5 protein-coding genes and 1 pseudogene are annotated in these 6,735 nt (G+C 72.8%); all 6 read right to left on the reverse strand.

Annotation, left to right across the window (positions count from 1 at the left end):
- Positions 1 to 552: 552 nt before the first annotated feature.
- Positions 553 to 1,440 carry a bifunctional methylenetetrahydrofolate dehydrogenase/methenyltetrahydrofolate cyclohydrolase FolD gene (gene folD / locus D3218_RS18420; protein ID WP_119541543.1) on the reverse strand — a complete coding sequence of 296 codons (888 nt, stop codon included), beginning with the start codon at positions 1,438 to 1,440 and terminating at the stop codon, positions 553 to 555.
- Positions 1,441 to 1,471: 31 nt separating this feature from the next.
- Complete coding sequence (locus tag D3218_RS18425; RefSeq protein WP_245415115.1) at positions 1,472 to 2,056, reverse strand: sarcosine oxidase subunit gamma; 585 nt, start codon at positions 2,054 to 2,056, stop codon at positions 1,472 to 1,474.
- Entirely contained in the window at positions 2,049 to 5,024 is a 2,976-nt protein-coding gene (locus D3218_RS18430; RefSeq protein WP_119541545.1) for a sarcosine oxidase subunit alpha family protein, read from the reverse strand. The genes D3218_RS18425 and D3218_RS18430 overlap by 8 nt, the downstream gene beginning before the upstream one ends.
- Positions 5,024 to 5,305, reverse strand: a complete 282-nt coding sequence (locus D3218_RS18435; RefSeq protein ID WP_119541546.1) for a sarcosine oxidase subunit delta — start codon at positions 5,303 to 5,305, stop codon at positions 5,024 to 5,026. The genes D3218_RS18430 and D3218_RS18435 overlap by 1 nt, the downstream gene beginning before the upstream one ends.
- Before the next feature lie 21 nt (positions 5,306 to 5,326).
- Positions 5,327 to 6,583, reverse strand: coding sequence for a sarcosine oxidase subunit beta family protein (locus D3218_RS18440; protein WP_119541547.1), 1,257 nt, complete (start codon positions 6,581 to 6,583; stop codon positions 5,327 to 5,329).
- Between the two features lie 23 nt (positions 6,584 to 6,606).
- Positions 6,607 to 6,735: pseudogene (purU, locus tag D3218_RS18445) on the reverse strand (formyltetrahydrofolate deformylase); the annotation flags it as partial.

The raw sequence follows: 6,735 nt of genomic DNA on the forward strand, positions 1-6,735 counted from the left end.
GACCGGCGGTCCGGCGGCCGGCCAGGGACAACAGAACGCCGAGGATCAACGTGGGGCGGGCCACCGGAAACGTCCACCGGAGGACGGGGTCGCGGGACCGACGCCGGGATGGAGCCGATATACAACGCTGGTTGCGTCGTCCCCCATTAGACCAGAAGGTCGGACCCGCCACGCGGATGGATCCCATCGGCGTTTGCGGGCGCGAGGCCGCGTGCGCTCAGTCCGTCGAGGGAGTGGCGGAGTTCCGCCGCGTGGTGAACACGGGGATCGGAATGGGGAGGATCGACATCCTGTTCGCCCTCCTGACCTGTCCGTGACGGTTCGGCGAGTTGCGCCGCACCTTGCGCGGCGTGATGCAGAACATGCCGATGGCGCAGCTTCGGGCGAACGAGGCGGACGGGTTCTTCAGGCGGACGGCCTTCGCAGCGATCACGCCCCGGGGCCGACCAAGAGCCGACCGAGCCCGCCTACGCGTTGAAGCCGATCTTTGCCGACCGCGCGGCACGGTCGCGCAGCCGTCAGGGCGCGAGCACAGGCCGCCCCACCCGAGCCTTACCCCTCGCCCGCGATCGACAGGCGCCGGCGCGCCGCGTCCAGCGTGTTGCGCAGGAGGCAGGCGATGGTCATGGGCCCGACGCCGCCCGGCACGGGCGTGATCGCGCCCGCCACCGCGCAGGCCTCCCCGAAGGCGACGTCGCCGACCAGCCGCCCCTTGGCCGCGCCGGGCTCGGGGGCGAGCCGGTTGATGCCGACGTCGATCACCGTGGCGCCGGGCTTGATCCAGTCGCCGCGCACGAGCTCCGGCCGCCCCACGGCGGCGATCAGCACGTCGGCCCGCCGGCAGACGTCGGGCAGCGCCCGCGTGTGGGAATGGGCGACCACCACCGTGGCGTTGGCCGAAAGCAGCATCTGGGCCACGGGCTTGCCGACCAGCGCCGAACGGCCGAGCACCACCGCCTCCAGGCCGGACAGGTTGGGCACGGCGCGCGCGACCAGCAGCATCGCACCGAGCGGCGTGCAGGGCGCCAAGCCGGGAAGGCCGTTGGCGAGGCGACCTGCGTTTTCCGGGTGGAGGCCGTCCACGTCCTTGGCTGGATCGATGCTCAGGATCACCGACCCGGCGTCGAGGTGGCGCGGCAGGGGCAGTTGCACCAGGATCCCGTCCACGGCCGGATCCTCGTTGAGGCGGCGGATCAAGGCGAGCAGATCGGCCTGCGTCGTCTCGGCGGGCAAGCGGTGCTCGAAGCTCTCCATCCCGACGTCGCGCGTCATGCGCACCTTGGAGCCGACATAGACCTCGCTGGCCGGATCGCGGCCGACCAGGACCACGGCGAGGCCCGCCTTGCGCTCCGCACGGCCCGCGAAATCGGCCGCGCCCCGCGCCACCTCGCCGCGAAGCTCGGCCGCCACGGCCTTTCCGTCGATGATCGCTGCTGTCATAAATACGCTCCGCTGCGACGACCCGCCGCTTTCAATGTCCCGGCACGGCCGTGAACTCGGCCGCGCTCGCCGCCAGCCAGTCGGCGAAACTGCCGGCCAGCGACCGGAACACGGCGATGTCGTAGGTCGGCTCCTCGTCGACCTGCCAGAGCACGATGCCGACATGGCTCGCCAGCGTGACCGCCGCGTCGCCCGGCCGAAAGGCGGCGGGGTGGAGATCGACCGGCACGCCCTTGGCGAGCGTCGCGCGGGTCTTCGGGCCGGCGACGCGCAGCACGCCGTAGCCGGAGGACTGGTCGCAGACGGAAGCGAGCGGGCCGAGACGCTCGGCGAGATCGCGCGCGAAGCGCCAGCCGCCGCCGTCCTGGAAGGCCAGCCAGGTGCCGGGCCCGGTTCCGACGAACGTCAGCCCGCCGGATCGCACCGCCTTCGGCCCCGACGGAAGCGAGACGCCGAACGCGGCCCGCACCGTCTCGGCCAGTTCCCCGGCACGCCCGCGGCGCGCGGTCACGGTGGCGATGCCGAGGCCGGTGCGCTCGCTCGCCGCCAACGCGGCGCTCGTCGGCAGCACCGCTCCGAAAAAGGCCGGGCGCTCGGAAAGGGCGAAGTCAGTCACGCAGGCGCACTCCCTCGGGATCCACGAACACGGGCGAGCAGATCTCGACCTCGACGTCGGTGCCGCGCAGCAGGTCCACCGCCCGCAGCCGTTCGCCGATCCGCTCCGGCCCGTTGCGCAGGAGGCCGAGGCCGATCCAGTGGCCGAGCGTCGGCGAGAAGGCGACGGACGTGGCGTAGCCGAGGTCGTTGGCGGTGGTCGGCTCCGCGCCGACCTCGAGGAAATGCGCGCCCCCGGAGAGCCGGGCGGACGGGTCCACCGGCCGGAAACCGACGAAGCGGATGCGCGCGGAATCCACCAGGCCTTCGCGCCCGCTGAGCGCCCGCCCGACGAAGTCCTTCTTGGTGGACATCATCCGGCCGAGGCCGAGATCGGCCGCCGTGGTCGTGCCGGACAGCTCGTTGCCCGCCACGTGGCCCTTCTCGATGCGCATGACGCCGAGCGCCTCGGTCCCGTAGAGCGTGGCCCCGAGCGGGCCGCCCGCCGCCATCAGCGCCTCGGCGAGCGCCTCGCCGAAATGGGCCGGCACGGCGATCTCGTAGGCGAGCTCGCCCGAGAAGGAGATGCGGAACAGCCGCACCGGCACGCCGGCCCATTCGAACTCCGCGACGCCCATGAAGGGAAACCGCTCGTTGGCGAGGTCGAAGGCCTGCCCGAGCATCGCCTGCAGGAGCTGCCGCGACCGGGGGCCGGCCACCGCGTACTGCGCCCAGGCCTCGGTGACGGAGGCGAGCTGGACGTCGAGCTCGGGCCACAGGACCTGCGCGCAGAAGTTCAGGTGCTTCATGATGCGCGCGGCGTTGGCCGTCGTGGTGGAGAGGACGAAATGCTCCGGCCCGAGGCGCGCGACGGTTCCGTCGTCCAGCACGAAGCCGTCCTCGCGCAGCATCAGCCCGTAGCGGGCCCGGCCGACGGGAAGCTGCGCGAAGGCGTTGACGTAGACGCGGTTCAGGAAGGCGCCGGCGTCCGCGCCCTGGACGTCGATCTTCCCGAGGGTGGAGACGTCGCAGATGCCGACGCCCCCGCGCACCGCGTTCACCTCCCGCACCACGCTGTCGAGCCAGTCGGCCTCCCCCGGGCGGGCGAACCATTGCGCGCGCAGCCACTGCCCGGTCTCCACGAAGCTCGCGCCGTTGCGCCGCGCGAAGTCGTGGCCGGCGGTGAGCCGCGTCGGCTTGAAGTGCCGGCCGCGCGCGTGGCCGGCGAAGGCGGCGATGGCCACCGGCACATGGGGCGCGCGCGACACGGTGGTGCCGACCTCCTCGACCGGCCGACCCAGCAGCTCGGCCATGCGGGCGTGGCCGTTGATGTTGGAGAGCTTGCCCTGGTCGGTGGCCATGCCGAGCGTCGTGTAGCGCTTCAGGAGCTCCACCGAGCGGAAGCCCTCGCGATGGGCGAGCTCGACGTCCTTGGCGGTGACGTCGTGCTGGAGATCGACGAAGGCCTTGCCCTTGCCCGCGACGTGCCAGACCGGCGACACCGCGAGCGTCTCGTCGCGCGCGCGGGGCGCCTCCGCGACCGGCGCCTCGAAGCCGGCGGCGGCCGCCGCCGCCTGCCCCGCCGCGAACCCTTCGGCAAGGCCCGCGCCGGTGCCGAACGTGCCGTTGGCGGCGCCCACGACGCTCATGCCGGGCGGCGTGGCGTCCGGGCGGAACGCGGCGATCGCCTCCGACCAGCGGGGGCGCGCGCCCAGATGGGTGGCGAGGCCGAGCGACGGGTTGAAGCCGCCAGACATCGCCAGGAGATCGCAGCCGAGATGGCGGACGTGCCCGGTCGCGTCCACGACCTCGATCTCGGCGAGCGCCCGGCCGCCGGAGGTGGAAGCGACGCGCCCGCCCGTGACGATGCGCGTGCCGAGGAAGCCGGCGCGCTTCCGGATCGCGGCGTCGATCTGCGGGCGCGTGTCCACCACGGCCTCCAGCGTCGCGCCGGCCTCGGCCAGGGCGAAGGCGGTGCGCCAGCCGTCGTCGTTGTTGGTGAACACCGCCGCGCGCCTGCCCGGCACCACGGCGAAGCGGCTGCGGTAGCTGCGCACGGCCGACGCCATCATCACGCCCGGCCGGTCGTTGCCCGAGAACACCAGCGGACGCTCGAACGCCCCGGCCGCCAGGATCGAGCGCCCCGCGACGATCTGCCAGAGACGCTGGCGCGGCTGTCCGGGCAAGGGTTCGGGCAGGTGGTCGCCCACCTTCTCGATCGCGCCGTAGGTGCCGCCGTCGTAGACGCCGAACACGGCGGTGCGCGGCATCACCGTCACGTTGGGCAGGGCGGCGAGCTCGCGCAGCGCGTCCTGCGCCCAGTCGAGCGCCGGACGGGCGTCGATCTCGAGGTCCTCCTCGCACAGGAGGCGGCCGCCGGGGGCGAAGTCCTCCTCGCACAGGATCACCCGCGCGCCGGCGCGCCCGGCGGCCAGGGCGCCCGCGAGGCCCGCCGGGCCGGAGCCGATCACCAGCACGTCGCAGAAGGCGAAGGCCTTCTCGTAGCTGTCGGGATCGGCGAGCCCGCTGGACCGGCCGAGGCCCGCCGCGCGGCGGATCAGCGGCTCGTAGACCTTCTCCCAGAAGGCCGAGGGCCACTTGAACGTCTTGTAGTAGAAGCCGGCGACGAAGAGCGGCGACAGGAGGCCGTTCACCGCCCCGACGTCGTGCTCCAGCGACGGCCAGCGGTTCTGGCTGCGCGCCGTCAGCCCGTCGAAGAGCTCGACGCCGGTGGCCTTGCTGTTGGGCTCGCGCCGGGCGCCCTCGCGCAGCTCCACCAGTGCGTTGGGCTCCTCCGGCCCGGCGGTGAGGACGCCGCGCGGGCGATGGTACTTGAAGGAGCGCCCGACGAGGCCGACGCCGTTGGCCAGCAGCGCCGAGGCGAGCGTGTCGCCCGGATGGCCCGCATAGTCGCGCCCGTCGAACGCGAAGCGCAGCGTTCGGCTGCGGTCGATCAGCCCGCCTTCCGGCAGGCGGCAGGCGGCCGCCATCACGCGGGCTCCTTTCGGGCGAGCTCGACGGAGAAGATCTCGTGGGTGCGCGTGTCCCGCTCGATGGCGAGCCAGGACCGGCAGCCGGCCTCGTGGTACCAGAGCCCGCGGTGCCGGCCGGCCGGGTTGGCGCGCAGGTAGACGCGCCCCGCCTCGTCCGGCGCGGCGGCGTCGGCCGCTGGCGTGGCGTCGGCGAGCGCCGAGCCAGCCGCCTCGGCGTCGCCGAGGAAGCTGAACTCGCGAAGGTCGCGCGGGCCGCAGAAGGGGCAGTCGATGCGCATCGGGTTTCCGATCCCTGTCGGTCAGTGCAGGTTGGCCTGGGCGCCCTGGCCCTTCTCGTCGATCGTGTAGCCGCGCTCGAACCGGTCCAGCCGATAGGCGGCGGCCTCCCTGGCGGGTGCGTCCGTGGCGATGAGATGGGCGAAGCAATGGCCGGAGGCGGGCGTCGCCTTGAAGCCGCCGTAGCACCAGCCGGCGTTGAGGTAGAGGCCGGCGACCGGCGCATGGTCGATGATGGGCGAGCCGTCCATCGACATGTCCATGATGCCGCCCCACGAGCGCAGCATCCGCACGCGTCCGATCGCCGGCATCAGCGCCATGCCGCCCTCGCACACGTCCTCCACCGTGGGCAGGTTGCCGCGCTGGGCGTAGGAGTTGTAGCCGTCGATGTCGCCGCCGAACACGAGGCCGCCCTTGTCGGACTGCGAGATGTAGAAGTGCCCGGCGCCGAAGGTCACCACGTTGTCGATCAGCGGCTTGATCGCCTCCGACACGAAGGCCTGGAGCACGTGGCTCTCGATCGGCAGGCGGAAGCCGGCGAGCGCGGCGACCCGCGAGGAGTTGCCGGCGACGGCCATGGCGGTCTTGCCCGCGCGGATCGCGCCGCGCGTCGTCTCGACGCCCGTCACGCGGCCGTCCGGATCGGTGAGGAAGCCGGTGACCTCGCAGTTCTGGATGATGTCGACGCCGCGCTCGGAGGCCGCGCCGGCGTATCCCCAGGCGACCGCGTCGTGCCGGGCCGTGCCGCCGCGGCGCTGGCGCAGCCCCCCCTTGATCGGGAAGCGCGCGTCGTCGAACGCCAGGAACGGCATCTCGCGGCGCACGTCCTCGCGCGACAGGAGCTCGGCGTCGATCCCCTCCAGCCGCATCGCGTTGCCGCGCCGCACGTAGGCGTCGCGCTGGGCGTCGGAATGGAAGAGGTTGAGGACGCCGCGCTGCGAGACCATGGCGTTGTAGCCGAGGTCCGCCTCCAGCCCCTCCCACAGCTTCATCGACAGCTCGTAGAAGCTCGAATTGCCCGGCAGGAGGTAGTTCGACCGGATGATGGTCGTGTTGCGCCCGACGTTGCCCGAGCCGATCCACCCCTTCTCGATCACCGCGACGTTGCGGATGCCGTGGTTCCTGGCGAGGTAGTAGGCGGTGGCGAGACCATGGCCGCCGCCGCCGATCACCACGACATCGTAGCCGCCGGCCTTGGGCGCGGCGTCGCGCCAGGTCGGCTTCCAGCGGCGGTGGCCGGTCAGCGCGTTGGCGGCGAGGGAGAAGATGGAATAGCGCATGGCGCGGGGGTCCTGCCGTTTCCTCAGCCCATTTTGGTGGAGGCGTATCCGCCTGGGGATGCGGGAAAGACGACGGTTCGCTCGCCGTTGGGGAAGGTGCGGTGGTGGATGTGGGCGTGGATGGCGCGCGACAGGACCTGGGCCTCGACGTC

The organism is Aureimonas flava (assembly GCF_003583935.1).
Taxonomy (GTDB): Bacteria; Pseudomonadota; Alphaproteobacteria; order Rhizobiales; family Rhizobiaceae; genus Aureimonas; species Aureimonas flava.

Excerpts from the sequence above, each read along its gene's own strand:
- D3218_RS18440 (WP_119541547.1), bottom strand. The coding sequence starts at position 6,583 with ATGCGCTATTCCATCTTCTCCCTCGCCGCCAACGCGCTGACCGGCCAC.
- D3218_RS18430 (WP_119541545.1), bottom strand. The coding sequence starts at position 5,024 with ATGGCGGCCGCCTGCCGCCTGCCGGAAGGCGGGCTGATCGACCGCAGC.
- D3218_RS18435 (WP_119541546.1), bottom strand. The coding sequence starts at position 5,305 with ATGCGCATCGACTGCCCCTTCTGCGGCCCGCGCGACCTTCGCGAGTTC.
- folD (WP_119541543.1), bottom strand. The coding sequence starts at position 1,440 with ATGACAGCAGCGATCATCGACGGAAAGGCCGTGGCGGCCGAGCTTCGC.